Below are 13072 nucleotides of genomic sequence, written 5' to 3'. Positions count from 1 at the left end.
CTTTGCGCGGATTCCAATAGCCGCCAAAATACTTTTGTACCATAAACACAGTGTGATAGATATGCAAGCTGAGGACTCAGAGTCGAAAGACTCTCCCAGCCTTGGGTTTCTGACCGCGGGTGAACTGACGGACGAACAGTGCGCAGCGCTTCGAGCTGTACGGGACATTGCGGGCGTGGACTGTGTTTCACTCGAGGATCTACCGACGGAACAATCGCTGTCGTCGTTCGACGCGCTCTGGTGGCACCGCGATCTCTCTTTCGCGGACGAAACGTTCCCTTCCGGTGCGGTCGACGCACTGATGGCGTATCTCGACGGGGGCGGCGGACTTCTGTTGAGTCTACACGGAGTCACGACCGTCAAGGAGCTGGGGATCGATCCGCAGCCGCCGGACCTCATCGACGAAACGTACAAACCAGTCCACAAGTGGGGTCAGCGCCCGGCGGGGTTCCTGATCGGTTCGCGGTTCGCCGACGCCGACCTGTTCGAGTCATGTGACGGAAACCGCGTTCACACGCAGCCGTCCCGTAGCGAATCGACACCTCGAGTGGCCTACGGACGCCGGATCCCGAAGCGTGGAACGGTTCTCGCGAGCGCCGCTGTCGGTGAGACGGACGTCCCCCGAGAGAACAGCGTCATCGGTTGGCAAGTCGGGGCGGGAACCGTCGTCGGTATCGGCCAACACTTCACGTTCGATGGCGTACCGTCGGAGTACCTGACGACACTGCGGACGATTCTTCGCGGGACGATCAAGCACATCGCCCGCGGGGAGGCCGCGATGTACACTCGACCGCGGAGTGGCGCGGAACTGACACAGGTCCGGACAGAGATCGACGACGATCCTCACCGCCCCTCGTACCATTTCACGCCGCCGGCAAACTGGATGAACGATCCGAACGGACTAGTCAAATGGAACGGCGAGTATCACCTGTTCTACCAGTACAACCCGGCCGGACCGTACCACGGATCGATCCACTGGGGGCATGCGGTGAGCGACGACCTCGTTCACTGGGAGGATAGGCCCATCGCGCTAGAGCCCGACACAGGGGGACCGGACCGGCACGGGTGCTGGTCGGGCTGTACGGTACTCGATGACGACGTCCCCACGTTCGTCTACACCGGCGGCGACGGACATGATCAGCTCCCCTGTCTCGCTCGCGCGGCCGATGACGACCTCGATACCTGGCAGAAGTCCCCACAGAATCCGATCATCACCGACCCTCCCGAGCGGCCGCAGATCCTCGCGAACGACGACTGGAACGCCGAGTTTCGCGACCACGACGTCTGGAAGGAGGACGGAACCTGGTATCACCTCATCGGCTCCGGGACCGAGGATGCCGGTGGAACGGCGCTGTTGTATCAGTCGGACGACCTTCTCGATTGGGCGTACGTCGGTCCAATCCTAGTCGGAGACCGCGACGAAGACGGGCCGATCTGGGAGTGCCCGGAACTACTCGACTTCGGTGACCTGCAGCTGCTGCAGGTCTCGAACTACGACAAGGTCGCGTACTTTCTCGGAACGTTCGACGGTCAGACGTTCGACCGAAAGGACTCGGGGACGCTCGATCACGGGAACTACTACGCCGCCCAATCGATCCCCGACGGCGACGGGCGGTACCTCTCGTGGGGCTGGATCCGCGAGGATCGCAGTGCGTCCGCGCAGTGGGACGCGGGGTGGTCTGGTGCCATGTCTGTCCCTCGTTCGCTCTCCCTTTCGTCCGACGGTACTCTTGTAGTGCAGCCGGCCGAGGAACTCACTCGTCTTCGGGGAGAACGCGAGACGATCGACCGCCAGACGCTCTCCCCGGACGATCCGTCACCGTGTGACGGCGTCTCCGGCGACGCGCTGGAAATTCAACTCGAACTGGAACTCGACGGTGCTGACGCGTTCGAGCTCGTCGTCGCGTGCTCCGATGACGGCGAGGAACGAACATCGATCCGGTACACGGACGGCAATCGTCTGATCGTCGATCGTGAACACTCCAGCCTCTCGGACGCCGCAAACTCCGATCCGCAGTCAATCGACGAGGTACCCCAGTCCGACGACGGCATCGTTCACCTGCACGTGCTCATCGACGCTTCGGTCATCGAAGTGTTCGTCAACGATCGAACCAGTGTGAGCAGCCGAATCTACCCGACTCGGGCCGATAGCACCGGCGTCTCGCTCGAGGCGGTCGGCGGAGCCGTCGAACTCTACTCTGCAGACATGTGGTCGCTGGAGTCCGCGTTCACAGACGGCTCGAGCGCCGAGGCGGCCTCAAACCCCGAAATAAACCTTGATTGATATAATGACCGTTAAGTATATACCGTTTCATCGTGTGATTCTGCCTGTCACAACTAATAGCACTATGAGAGTGAAAAATACGACGGAGGGGCGCCGCGGATGAACTACTACGTAAAGCGTGTGATCCGATCGTTCGTGACTCTGGTGCTGGTCATCACGATCACGTTCGGTCTGACACGTCTGATGCCCGGCGGCCCTGTCGATTACATGCGAGCGAAACTTCGCAAGCAAAATCCGAACATGCCGTCCGAGCAGATCGACCAGATGGTGCAGGCGTACGTCGGTGTCAAGCCGGACGAACCGATCTACGTGCAGTACCTGAACTACGTCACCAGCGTCCTTCAGGGCGACCTCGGCGAATCGACGTACTATAACGAGCCGGTCGCTCAGATCTACGCGGAGGCGATCCCGTGGACGCTGTTCGTCCTCGGAACGGCGATGCTCGTGACGTTCGCGATTTCGATCTCGCTCGGCGCGCTCCTCGCTTACAAGGAGGGGAGTCGGCTTGACTCGGCCGTAAGCACTGTCGCAATCGTGATGAACTCCGTCCCCTATTACGTGGCGGCGATTGTTCTCATCGCGATCTTCGTCACGAACCTAGGAATGTATCCGCTCTCCGGCAGAACGAGCCTCGGCGTCACACCGGGCTTCAACCTCCCGTTCATAGTAGACGTGCTACGACACGCGACCCTGCCAATGCTCTCGGTCATTATCACGGGCTTCGGCGTCCAGACGCTCGCGATGCGGAGCAACAGTATCAGAGTACTCGGAGAGGATTACATCCGTGTCGCACGGTTGCGGATGCTCCCTACAAGTCGCATCGCGAACCAGTACGTGGCTCGGAACGCAATCCTCCCGATCTACACCGGCTTCGTCATCCAGATCGGGTTCATCTTCGGGGGTTCGATCATCCTCGAGGACATTTTCCAGTATCCGGGCGTCGGGTACTACTTCTTCAACGCGATCACGGCGCGCGACTATCCGTTGATGATGGGTGGATTCCTCATCATATCGGTCGCAGTCGTCATCGCGGTCACGATCGCCGATCTCACCTACGGGCTGATCGATCCGCGTGCGGGTGCCGGGGGTGATTCCAGTGAAGCCTACTGACGAGGACAGGAATCCGATGGCCGACGGCGGCGATATCAACGCGGCGGAGATCCCGCTTGAGAGCGTCTCCGTGGAGGACGTCACCCGACGCGATCAGATCGCCAAGGACCTTCGCGGACACTGGGAAACGTTCCTGCTGGCGTGGTCCGACTGGCGTTTCAAGGCCGGATTCCTGATCCTGTTCGGGTTCGTCCTTGCCGGAACGGTCGGCGTCTGGCTCGTCGAGTCACCGACGTATCAGGACGGGAATAAGTGGGACAGTCCGTCCTACTTCGGCGAGAACCCGCTCGGCACCGACCAGTTTGGACAAGACATCGCCGCGCTGTTGATCCACGCGACTCCAGACATGCTGTTAATGCTGATGGGTGGGGCAGTGTTCGCTACCGGGATCGGAGCGTTCGTCGGTATCGTCTCGGGCTACAAAGGCGGGCGAGCTGACGAAATACTGATGACGCTGACCGACACGGCGATGATGATCCCCGGGCTCCCGCTGATCATCATCGTCGGCGCGATCTGGGAGCCGACCAGTCCGATCCTTGTCGGTATCCTCGTGTCGATCAACGCGTGGGCCGGGACGGCGCGGTCGCTCAGATCTCAGGTCCTCACGATCCGGGAAGAGGCGTACGTCGAGGCCTCGCGGATCATGGGCGTCTCGACCGGATCGATCCTGCGCAAGGACATCACGCCGCAGCTCCTCCCGCTCATCCTCGTCAATTTCGTGATGTCGGGGCGAGGAGTGATCTTCAACTCCGTAGCGCTGTACTTCCTCGGGGTGCTTCCGGTCGAGGGCGTCAACTGGGGGGTGATGCTGGAGAAGGCGTACAACGCCGGTGCAGTCACGTCGCCACAGCTGTACTACACGGTGTTGTGGCCACTCCTGACGATCGTGCTCCTATCGTGGGGACTCATCATGCTCTCACAGGGGCTCGACCGTGTCGTCAATGTCAGGGTTCGCGACCGCCACGAAGGCGGGGAGGCTAAGTGATGATTGCGCTCGAATGGACGGTCACGGCAGATAGCCACTCGTCGCAAACGAAGGTGTACTCATGAGTTCCGACTACGAAACACACGAACGCGAAGTAGTACGACAAATGAACGGAGAGTCGGCTGACCAAGACGTGATTTTGGAGGTTCGAAACGCCTCGGTCGAGTTCGATATGGGCCGCGGGACGTCGCGGGTCCTCGACGACGTCTCGATGGATATCCGCCAGAGCGAAATCCTCGGCGTCGTCGGCGAGTCGGGCTCCGGGAAGTCGATGTTCGCTTCGGCGCTCCTCGACGCGGTCGTCGATCCGGGTCAACTCACCGGGGAAGTGATCTATCACCCCGAGGACGGCGATCCGGTCGACATTGCGAATGCCGATCGTGATCTGCTGAAACGATACCGTTGGAAGGAAATTTCGATGGTGTTTCAGGGCGCGATGAGTTCGTTCAATCCGACCCAGCGGATCAGGGATCACTTCACGGAGACGCTGAAGGCACACGACCATACCCTCAAGTCAGGGATGGACCACGCGCGTAAGCTGTTGCGAGAACTCCACCTCGATCCCGATCGGGTGCTCGATGCGTACCCCCACGAACTGAGTGGCGGAATGCAGCAGCGAGCACTCATCGCGCTCTCGCTAGTGTTGAAACCGCGAGTGCTGGTGATGGATGAGCCGACCGCGGCGCTCGACCTGTTGATGCAGCGATCGATCCTCGGCCTTCTGGAGAACCTCCAGGAGCGGTACGATCTCACCGTCGTGTTCATCACTCACGACCTCCCACTGGTGGCTGGCCTAGCGGACCGGATCGGCGTCCTGTACGCCTTCCAGATGGTGGAGGTCGGCCCGACCGACGAAATCCTCCGCGATCCCGCCCACCCATACACGAGGGACCTGCTCAACGCCGTCCCGAACCTCGAGACACCACTAGACTCGATGACACCGATCGAGGGACAGGCACCCGATCCGGTCAACACGGCGACCGGCTGCCGGTACGTGTCTCGGTGTCCGCTGGCAACCGGCGAGTGTCGATCCGAAGACCCGCCGTTCTTTGATGTCAGTGCTGACCACGAGACGGCCTGTCACCACTGGGAGAGAGCGCGCGAGGAGATCCCGTTCGATCAGACCGAAAGCCCCAAACAGGTCGAAACAGACGTCGTGACAGGTCGCCAGTCAGATGATCCGGTACTCTCGCTCAACGACGTGGACGTCCACTTCGAACAGAGCTCGGGGCTTTGGTCGAAACTCACTGGCGACAGTGAGACTGTCTACGCTGTCAATGACGTTACCCTCGATATCTACGAGAACGACGTGGTCGCGCTCGTCGGTGAATCTGGCTGTGGCAAGACGACGCTTGGAAAGACCGCTATCGGTGTCCAACGACCGACCAGTGGGAGGGTTTCACATCGGGGAGTCGACGTCTGGGAGGCCCGCGACGGCGGCGACGACGCCTACGACGAGATCCGCTCGTCGCTACAGATTATCCACCAGGACCCGGGAAGTTCGCTAAATCCCAACAGGAGCGTTCAGGAGATCCTCGAGACACCGCTCAAGCAGGCTCAAAACGACCTCAGTTTCAAGGATCGACGGGAACGGATCATCGCGATGCTCGAATACGTCGGCCTCTCTCCGGCACGTGACTACGCCGAACGTTACCCACACCAGCTATCCGGTGGCGAGAAACAGCGCGTTGCGCTCGTGCGCGCACTGTTCATGAATCCGGACCTTATCCTGGCTGACGAAGCGGTGAGCGCACTGGACGTATCGCTCCGCGTCGAAATGATGGATCTGATGCTCGAACTGCAACAGCGGTTCGATACGTCGTACCTGTTCATCTCGCACAACTTCGAGAACGCGCGGTATCTCGCTGGAAGGGTCGACGGCCGGATCGGCGTGATGTACCTCGGAAACATCGTCGAAATCGGTCCCGCCGAGGAAATCATCCAGAATCCGCGTCATCCCTACACGAAGATTCTTCGCTGGTCGACGGCGGACATCGACCCGGACGATAGCAGTGGGGAACTACCGGTGCGGAACATCGATATCCCGGATCCCGTCGATCCCCCGAGCGGCTGTTCGTTCCAGACGCGGTGTCCGAAAGCCCGCGAACACTGTACCGAGGAGTGTCCGTCACTTGATCCGGTGAGCGGGGGTTCGGACGATCACGCGATCGCCTGCTTCCGCGAGTGCGATAGTGACCATCCCTACTGGGACAGCGAACCGCTCGACAGTGTCGATGGCGATGAGTCCATCTTCGGACCCGACTGTCCGCCCGAAGAACGCGCGGCACCGGACGGCGGCGAGCGGACCTCGGACGATCACTCCGAGGACGTACGGAGAGAGGATCGATGAGCGTGAACGACACCGACTGGGACACCGAAGGTGGCCGGGAGCGCAGCCGGTTCCGTATCCTGCTCGATCAGTACCGGGCGCTATTGTACACCTTCGGGGTGACTGTCCTATTGGCCGTTCTCGGAGCGACAGTCGATGCTGCGTCCGGCCCACTGACCGACAGCACGAAGCTCGCCCACCAGACTGCGGGGCTACTCGGCGCGGCGGCTCTGGCGCTCGGGATCTGTCTCCTCGTCGTCATGGCTCTCTGGGGTCTCCTCGTCGTCACAGACCGCTGATCGAGATCCTATTATCCCGCAAAACCAGCAGGCCGAACCGAGTACTAGTGCCGTCTCAGGCCGGGCCCTGATTCTCGTAGGTATCGAGAAACGTCCGAATATCAGACAGAGACGGCGTCTCCTGGTACTGCTTGAAGTAACTCGCTACTGCGCTTCCGAGGGCGAGTGTCGATGTGTCCGAGAGAGCCTCGACGCGTCCTAGGGCGATACCTGCACTGAAGTGATCCTCAAACGTCCCTTCCTCTGCCGGGTCGGAAATCAGGGCCGATCGGATCCGTTGGCTCCCGTGGGGGCCGGCGAGGACGGACTCTTTCGCAGCGGTCACCGCGACCCGAGACACGCCGATCTCGCGGCAAAGCGACTCTGCCGTTGCGTGGAGCGCTCGCTTCCCCCGGTCGCCGGACAGAAGAGCGTCACTCAAGTGTGCGGCCTGTTCGCTGGTCGTCACGACCGTCACCGGGATCGCATCGTCGAGGATGCTCAACGACTCCAGATCCGACCGGAGCGTCGTCTCCGTTAGGCGATGCACGTCGCTCGTACAGACGATGATGTCGTCGGGCGGCGACGAGAGCAGCGGATACACCTGCTCGTAGATCCCCTCCCAGATCGTCGATATCTCGGGGATGAGCGCCCAGCCGCCGATGCTCACGAGATCAGTCTCGTCGAGGCGATCGACGATATCTTCGAGCGGCACGTATTCTCTGAGCGTTTCCCAGTTCAACGCTTGATGTCCACCGGAGTCGGTGAACAGGACCTTCCCGTCGCCGAACTGTAGATACTCCGTCACGGTCGGCTGTCCCAGGCTGAGGAGCGCGTTTTCGTCGAACGCGTCGCTGAACTCGTCCCGGATCGGCTGCCCGAAGAACCCGACGAGTTCCGTATCGTATCCGGCCGTATCGAGCACCTGTCCGACGTGGGCGGTGTGGCCGCCGGGCAACCGCCTACTCTCGACCCACTCGAACTGGAGCGTCTTGTCCTGAGCCGACGCCCTCGTGATCATCTCGCGCAACGTGTCGAACTCGCTGATCTCGTCGTACATCCGAGGACTCTTCCGTTCCCCGACCAGCGATCTGATATAGTCGATGTAACCGTCGAAGCCGACGATGACCTCGCCGGCGATTTCCTCGGGGAGCTCCGTCCGGCACGTCTCGATGTGTGCGAGCGTCTCGTCATCGAGTTCTTCAGCGGACCAGTCTTCGTGTTTCTCCAGATCGATGCTCGTCGCCATGTAGTCTTCCCGCCGCGAGTGCCAGCCGCCGACTGTCACCGTCGGAGACTGCTCATCGTCGCCCTCGACGATGTCGACTTCGAGGTACGCCTGGTCATCGAACTCCGGTGCGTAGTACCCGGCGAGTCGGCCCTCTCGGGAGACCTGCTGGCCGGACACGTTGTCGTACCCCTCGAATCGGACCGTCAGGGTTCGGAGGGGAACGGAGTCGGTGAGTACCTCCAGGTCGGAGAGGCAATCGTGGATTCGATAGTACCGTTGCGGAAGCGTGATGGAACGGCGCTGATCGGGGTTGACCGGATAGCCGAGCGGCCAGACCGTGTCCGAGAGGAACCGATCGAACATGAACGCGAGTTCCTCATCGGTGACGTAGAATCCCTCCTGAGGCTGGCGACGTGCGTCGGTAGTACTCGGCCAAAAGAACCCAGCAGTTCGATCCACACTGAGTACGAGCGGTTCGCTACGAACGGTCCCCCGGACGTAGTCGGCAAACTCGCGGATGGGACTGTTGAGTTCGATACGGTCGTCGACGACGTGCCCCTCGTCGAGACCAGTGAGTACGACGCGGACCTGGACGTCTGAGTTGTCACGTAGCGCGTCCTCGAAGATCCGCAGTCGATCGACGGACGTCATCAGGAAGATCGTCCGTTCGGCGCTGTCGAGGAGTTCGGAGATGTACTTCTCGATCGTCGACCGGTTCCTGAACTGTGCGACGCCGCTATCGACGTCGGACACCGACTTGTGAAACTCCTCGAGCGCGTTTTGGACCTGTTCGACGTGCGTCTGGATCGGGCCAAGCGTCTTCGTGGGATCGACCGCGTACGCCTTCTTGGGATAACTGTCGTCGAGTTCGACGAAGCCCTGCTCCCTGAGTTCCTCGACGATGTCGTATACGCGCTGTTTTGGGACGTCGCTCGCCTCGGATAGATCTCGCATCGATTGCTTTCCGTTTTGAACGAGCGCGAGATACACCTGCGACTCGTACTCCGACATATCGACGTGGCGTTGCAGCGAATTGCGTATTTCGGATTCGTCGAGGTTCTCATACCCACTCATACTCTTGTCGAAGAACTAGAGGAGTATAGTAGTTTGTGAGTGTCAGTACCGACGTTGGAACCGTCCGCGCGCTCTGCTGTCGCCGCTGCGGGCGCACCGTCGATGGTCCGACAGACAGGTGGTATTTTTATGATCACGAGGCATTCTATCTGATATGACCGACCGAGACGATAGCGATGACTGCCGTGTCGTAGCGTACTGGCCGTTCGACGAAAGCGAGGGCTCGTCCGCCGAGGAAGTCGTGTCCGGACGCCGGGATGCGATCGAGCACGCGTTCGCGGACGCACGGTTCAAATCGGATAGTGATCCGCGGTGGATCGACGGCGTCACGGGAAGCGGACTGTTGTTCGACGGTTACTCCACGCAAATCGAACACGACCGGCAGATTCTCGACGGAGAGACGACCCGGCTCACGGTCGAAGCGTGGATCGCCCCCCGCGCGTTCGAGGGTCAGTCGTCAGAGCGTCTCTCCCCGATTATCAGCAACCACTCGGTCGACGATAACCGCGGATTCGAGTTTGGACTCGACGGACACGGCCGGTGCTCGTTCCAAGTCGGACTGGGAGACACGTGGGTGGCTGTCCAGACGGAATCACCGCTTCCCAAATATTCCTGGTCGCATGTCGCAGCAGTCTTCGAGGGCGACGACGGTACACTCCGACTCTACGTCGACGCCGCATGCACTGCAGTGGAACGAGTTCCCGAGGGGAGCGTGATCTTCCCGGCCGACGTCCCGGTTCTGATCGGAAAGAACAACCGAACCGAACGCGTCGATGATACGTTCGCTTTACACAACTTCGCAGGAGCGATCGACGAACTCAAAATCTACGACTGCGCGTTCACCGCCTCCGACGTCCCCGAGCGGTACGAGACGCCGTGTCACGACGAACACCCCTCGATGAACTACGAAACGATCGCCCTCGATCCGTCGCGATATCGCGGAGATCGTCATCGTCCGCAGTACCATCCGATCCCGCCCGGTCACTGGATGAACGAACCGCATGCACCGCTGTATCACGACGGTCAGTATCACCTGTTCTACCAGCACAACCCCAGCGGACCGTACTGGGGCAATATCCATTGGGGGCACTGGGTGAGTGACGATTTAGTCCATTGGCGGCACCTTAAACCGGCACTGGCGCCCGAACGCGACGGACTGGCTCCCGACGGGATCTGGTCCGGTGGGTCGACTCACGACGCGGACGGGGACCCTGTTCTCCTCTTTACCGCGGGAGAAATAGACCGCACTCCCGATCAGCGCGTCGTGGCAGCGTCTCCTGTTGATCCCGACGACCCCGAATTGACGTCTTGGCGTCAGGACGACGAGTCCGCGATCGAGCGCCCGCATTCGATCGGGCTTCGGGACAACGACTTTCGCGACCCGTTCGTCTGGCGGGAGAACGGGACGTGGTACTGTCTCGTCGGGTCCGGATTCGCTACCGGTGGCGGTGCGGCCCTCGTATACGAGTCTGAGAGCTTGGCGGAGTGGGTGTTCCGGGGCTGTCTCCATCGAACGGATCACGACGAGTACCCGGAGCTCGGGCTCGTCTGGGAGTTGCCCGTCTTGCTGCCGATCGGCGAAGACGAGACCGACGCCGAGAAGTATGCGTTCATCGTCAGTCCGATTGAGGGCGCCGCGGAAGTAGAAGTGTACTATTGGCTCGGCGAGTGGGACCCCGACGCCTGTCGGTTCGTTCCGGACCACGAGGACCCGCGACGTATCGATTACGGGGGGTTTCACTTCACTGGTCCTCACGGTATCGTCGACCCCGAAACGGGTCGGAGCCTCCTATTCACGATCGCACAGGACGACCGTCGTCCGCGGGATCACTACGACGCCGGATGGGCCCACAACGGCGGTCTCCCGGTACACCTGTTTCTTCGCGACGACGGTCGGCTCGGCATCGAACCGATCGAGGAACTGCGATCGCTCCGAGCCGAGCGACTCGCCGAGATCCGGAACGCGCAGGTCTCAAATGCGAACGACGAACTGGACGGCGTTGGTGGAACCGCAGTCGAGATTCGAGCAACAATGGCGTCCGACGGCGCTGAGAAGTACGGGCTGAAGGTAAGAGCGAACCCTGATGGGTCCGAGGAGACGCTGATATATTACGACGAACGGACGGAGCGGATCGTCGTCCACCGCGAACACAGCACTCGAAACGCCGAAACACGGGCGACTGTTTCGGAGCGAAGCTCGCTCGTCCACCGTGGCGAGGTCAACCGCGACGGCGAGGACCTCGAACTACGAGTGTACCTCGACGGGTCGATGCTCGAGGTATACGTGAACAGCCTAAAGAGTGTCACTACTCGCCTGTATCCGGAGGATGAGCGGTCGACCGGAATCGAGGCGTGGGCGGACGGTGATGTGACCGTCCAGCGATTGGACGTCTGGGAACTGGATAGCGCATACGAGTGAGCGACCGAGTCTTTGCGGCATCGCGGCTGGCGGGACTTTTATATCGGTTCCGGATGTACACGTTTCCGTGCAAGTTTATAGTCAGTTGTATGAGCTGTACGATAGTACCGACACTGAGACGCTCAGGGCACGTCAGGATCTCGTCAACGTGTTCCCGCCACTCGATTCACAAGTCTCCCTACAGCAGTGGGAGTCCGTTCGAGACGACCTCGACCAGCAGAAGACCCAGATTCGGCGGAGTTTCCCGAACGGAGACGCCTACGCGGAGATCGCCGCACACGCGACGGAAAGCCAGGCGTTCACCGCACTCGATCTGTACAACAAGTACGAACGTCCGATCAACGCACTGGTCCTCGACGTCGACGAGACGCTCCGGTCGGCGTCAACGACCGACAACGAGATCCCGCGAGACACGCTATACTTCCTGACGGAACTTCACGAACGCGGCGTTCCGATCGTGATCTGTACCGGGCAGACCTTGGAAAACGTCAAGGGCTTCATGATACAAGGGCTCGGCAGCGAAATCGTCCACTCGGGCGACCTCTCGATCGTCTACGAGGCCGGAACCGGCGTATTCACACCTGAACACGGTGCGGAGACGAAGCGGCTACTCTATGAGTCGCTCGACGACGACATCGTTGACGTGTTCGACGCGGTTCGCTCACGTGTGCTCTCGGACGCTCCCGAAGACTTGCGGCGGAACTGCCACCTACAGGGCAACGAGTTCAACATCACGGTGAAGCCGAACTTCAAGATCGGCTCCGAACGAGCTCGAGAGATCATCGACGCGGGGCTGGTCCATCAGCTCGAACTGCTTGGCGAGGCTGTGGCGACGCAGTTAGGGTATTTGAGCGACGAGGGACGCCAGTGGACGAAAGCGTTCTACGCCGACGCGGATCCCGAGATTGACGGCGTCCTCACCGAGCGTAAGGAGACCTCTGAGTGTAAGGTTAGTGACGTTCCGGAGGATGTGAGTGCACTCTTCGAGCGCATCGACGTCGCGTACTACGAGGCCGATGCCGCGGAGATCGGCAGCCTCGAACTGAATAAGGTCGCCGGCGTGGAAGCCGCCTTCGACGTGCTCGGTATCGACGACCCGTTCGCCGTTGCGATGGGCGACAGCAAGAGCGATCTCCGAGTCATGCGTTGGCTCACGGAAACGGGGACCGGGATCTCCGCCGCCCCCGGACACGCCTCGACCGACGTCCTGGACTTCGTCCGCGAGACCGACGAATTGGTGTTTGACGAGGGGAAGAGCTCCAAGATGCTGCGAGCGATCTACGCACTGAACGAACTGGCCGCGACGTACCGATCACGACGGGGTGCATAGTGAGATGTTCCACGTCGAAATCCGTCGGTACT

8 protein-coding genes are annotated in these 13072 nt (G+C 60.8%); 7 read left to right on the top strand and 1 reads right to left on the bottom strand.

All coding sequences use genetic code 11. From position 1 onward, the window contains the following. Positions 1-175 precede the first annotated feature (175 nt). The 5 genes from HTUR_RS20105 to HTUR_RS20085 all read left to right on the top strand — a co-directional run bounded on the left by HTUR_RS20105 (position 176) and on the right by HTUR_RS20085 (position 7007). The gene (locus HTUR_RS20105; RefSeq protein WP_226377519.1) at positions 176-2284 is read left to right on the top strand and encodes a glycoside hydrolase family 32 protein; all 2109 of its coding nucleotides are present in this window, start codon (positions 176-178) and stop codon (positions 2282-2284) included. Positions 2285-2383: 99 nt separating this feature from the next. Further along, the gene (locus HTUR_RS20100) at positions 2384-3394 is read left to right on the top strand and encodes an ABC transporter permease (RefSeq protein ID WP_012945171.1); all 1011 of its coding nucleotides are present in this window, start codon (positions 2384-2386) and stop codon (positions 3392-3394) included. Beyond that, positions 3381-4379, top strand: a complete 999-nt coding sequence (locus HTUR_RS20095; RefSeq protein WP_226377518.1) for an ABC transporter permease — start codon at positions 3381-3383, stop codon at positions 4377-4379. The genes HTUR_RS20100 and HTUR_RS20095 overlap by 14 nt, the downstream gene beginning before the upstream one ends. A gap of 106 nt (positions 4380-4485) precedes the next feature. Beyond that, positions 4486-6729, top strand: coding sequence for an ABC transporter ATP-binding protein (locus HTUR_RS20090; RefSeq protein WP_012945169.1), 2244 nt, complete (start codon positions 4486-4488; stop codon positions 6727-6729). Beyond that, entirely contained in the window at positions 6726-7007 is a 282-nt protein-coding gene (locus HTUR_RS20085) for a hypothetical protein (RefSeq protein WP_012945168.1), read from the top strand. Before HTUR_RS20090 ends, HTUR_RS20085 begins: the two co-directional genes overlap by 4 nt. 55 nt (positions 7008-7062) lie before the next feature. On the opposite strand, the gene HTUR_RS20080 is transcribed toward HTUR_RS20085, so the two are convergent. Beyond that, positions 7063-9291, bottom strand: coding sequence for a TrmB family transcriptional regulator (locus tag HTUR_RS20080; RefSeq protein ID WP_012945167.1), 2229 nt, complete (start codon positions 9289-9291; stop codon positions 7063-7065). A 154-nt stretch (positions 9292-9445) separates the two neighbouring features. Between HTUR_RS20080 and HTUR_RS20075 the strand changes: the two genes are divergently transcribed. Next, on the top strand, positions 9446-11710 hold the full coding sequence (locus HTUR_RS20075; protein WP_012945166.1) for a GH32 C-terminal domain-containing protein: 2265 nt from the start codon (positions 9446-9448) through the stop codon (positions 11708-11710). Positions 11711-11777: 67 nt separating this feature from the next. After that, positions 11778-13040, top strand: coding sequence for an HAD family hydrolase (locus HTUR_RS20070; RefSeq protein WP_012945165.1), 1263 nt, complete (start codon positions 11778-11780; stop codon positions 13038-13040). Positions 13041-13072 lie beyond the last annotated feature (32 nt).

The sequence above is a fragment of the Haloterrigena turkmenica DSM 5511 genome (genome assembly GCF_000025325.1).
Classification (GTDB): Archaea; Halobacteriota; Halobacteria; order Halobacteriales; family Natrialbaceae; genus Haloterrigena; species Haloterrigena turkmenica.
The sequence above is the reverse complement of the archived record's forward strand: the minus strand, read 5'-3'. Positions and strand labels throughout refer to the sequence as shown.

Bases quoted from the DNA above. Each gene is read 5' to 3' on its own strand.
- HTUR_RS20100 (WP_012945171.1), top strand. From the start codon at position 2,384: ATGAACTACTACGTAAAGCGTGTGATCCGATCGTTCGTGACTCTGGTG.
- HTUR_RS20080 (WP_012945167.1), bottom strand. From the start codon at position 9,291: ATGAGTGGGTATGAGAACCTCGACGAATCCGAAATACGCAATTCGCTG.
- HTUR_RS20085 (WP_012945168.1), top strand. From the start codon at position 6,726: ATGAGCGTGAACGACACCGACTGGGACACCGAAGGTGGCCGGGAGCGC.
- HTUR_RS20090 (WP_012945169.1), top strand. From the start codon at position 4,486: ATGAACGGAGAGTCGGCTGACCAAGACGTGATTTTGGAGGTTCGAAAC.
- HTUR_RS20075 (WP_012945166.1), top strand. From the start codon at position 9,446: ATGACCGACCGAGACGATAGCGATGACTGCCGTGTCGTAGCGTACTGG.